The sequence below is a fragment of the Neobacillus sp. MER 74 genome, assembly GCF_023714155.1.
The window spans coordinates 1-2,315 of sequence record NZ_JAMAUV010000054.1; the positions used below are offsets into that span (position 1 = coordinate 1).

The window sequence follows — 2,315 nt, forward strand, 5'->3', positions numbered from 1 at the left end:
TTGCTCAAACGATAAAGAGGTGGTACAGGAATATCAACCTGTTATCCATCGCCTACGCCTTTCGGCCTCGGCTTAGGTCCCGACTAACCCTGAGCGGACGAGCCTTCCTCAGGAAACCTTAGGCATTCGGTGGATGAGATTCTCACTCATCTTTCGCTACTCATACCGGCATTCTCACTTCTAAGCGCTCCACCAGTCCTTACGGTCTAGCTTCAACGCCCTTAGAACGCTCTCCTACCACTGACATCGTAGATGTCAATCCACAGCTTCGGTGATACGTTTAGCCCCGGTACATTTTCGGCGCAGAGTCACTCGACCAGTGAGCTATTACGCACTCTTTAAATGGTGGCTGCTTCTAAGCCAACATCCTGGTTGTCTAAGCAACTCCACATCCTTTTCCACTTAACGTATACTTTGGGACCTTAGCTGGTGGTCTGGGCTGTTTCCCTTTTGACTACGGATCTTATCACTCGCAGTCTGACTCCCACGGATAAGTCTTTGGCATTCGGAGTTTGTCTGAATTCGGTAACCCGATGAGGGCCCCTAGTCCAAACAGTGCTCTACCTCCAAGACTCTTACTACGTGAGGCTAGCCCTAAAGCTATTTCGGAGAGAACCAGCTATCTCCAAGTTCGATTGGAATTTCTCCGCTACCCACACCTCATCCCCGCACTTTTCAACGTGCGTGGGTTCGGGCCTCCATCCAGTGTTACCTGGACTTCACCCTGGACATGGGTAGATCACCTGGTTTCGGGTCTACGACCACATACTCATACGCCCTATTCAGACTCGCTTTCGCTGCGGCTCCGTCTCTTCAACTTAACCTTGCATGGGATCGTAACTCGCCGGTTCATTCTACAAAAGGCACGCCATCACCCATGAACGGGCTCTGACTACTTGTAGGCACACGGTTTCAGGAACTATTTCACTCCCCTTCCGGGGTGCTTTTCACCTTTCCCTCACGGTACTGGTTCACTATCGGTCACTAGGGAGTATTTAGCCTTGGGAGATGGTCCTCCCTGCTTCCGACCGGATTTCACGTGTCCGGCCGTACTCAGGATCCACTCAGGAGGGAACGAAGTTTCGACTACAGGGTTTTTACCTTCTCTGACGGACCTTTCCAGGTCGCTTCATCTACCCCGTTCCTTTGTAACTCCATGTTGAGTGTCCTACAACCCCAAGAGGCAAGCCTCTTGGTTTGGGCTATGTCCCGTTTCGCTCGCCGCTACTCAGGGAATCGCGTTTGCTTTCTCTTCCTCCGGGTACTTAGATGTTTCAGTTCCCCGGGTATGCCTTCCATACCCTATGTATTCAGGTAAAGATACTGTTCCATTACGAACAGTGGGTTCCCCCATTCGGAAATCTCCGGATCAAAGCTTACTTACAGCTCCCCGAAGCATATCGGTGTTAGTCCCGTCCTTCATCGGCTCCTAGTGCCAAGGCATTCACCGTGCGCCCTTTCTAACTTAACCTAAAAGGTTATTCTCTTAACTTCATAAGAGAGAAAACTAAAATGGCGATTACTCGATGTTTACTTTGCTTCTTCATTACGATTATCTAGTTTTCAAAGAACGAAAGCTTTGAGAGAATTGCTCCCTCAAAACTAAACAAACAAAGATCGTGTACAAACTGTTTTGTCTGGCTCACAAGTCCAGCTTTATCCTTAGAAAGGAGGTGATCCAGCCGCACCTTCCGATACGGCTACCTTGTTACGACTTCACCCCAATCATCTGTCCCACCTTAGGCGGCTGGCTCCTTACGGTTACCCCACCGACTTCGGGTGTTACAAACTCTCGTGGTGTGACGGGCGGTGTGTACAAGGCCCGGGAACGTATTCACCGCGGCATGCTGATCCGCGATTACTAGCGATTCCGGCTTCATGCAGGCGAGTTGCAGCCTGCAATCCGAACTGAGAATGGTTTTATGGGATTGGCTAAACCTCGCGGTCTTGCAGCCCTTTGTACCATCCATTGTAGCACGTGTGTAGCCCAGGTCATAAGGGGCATGATGATTTGACGTCATCCCCACCTTCCTCCGGTTTGTCACCGGCAGTCACCTTAGAGTGCCCAACTAAATGCTGGCAACTAAGATCAAGGGTTGCGCTCGTTGCGGGACTTAACCCAACATCTCACGACACGAGCTGACGACAACCATGCACCACCTGTCACTCTGTCCCCCGAAGGGGAAAATCCTATCTCTAGGAGTGTCAGAGGATGTCAAGACCTGGTAAGGTTCTTCGCGTTGCTTCGAATTAAACCACATGCTCCACCGCTTGTGCGGGCCCCCGTCAATTCCTTTGAGTTTCAGCCTTGCGGC

General features: G+C 50.8%; 2 rRNA genes. Both read right to left on the reverse strand.

The window, feature by feature from the left end:
• Window positions 1–1,471, reverse strand: a 23S ribosomal RNA gene (locus M3610_RS27350); the annotation flags it as partial.
• A gap of 195 nt (window positions 1,472–1,666) precedes the next feature.
• A 16S ribosomal RNA gene (locus M3610_RS27355) occupies window positions 1,667–2,315 on the reverse strand; the annotation flags it as partial.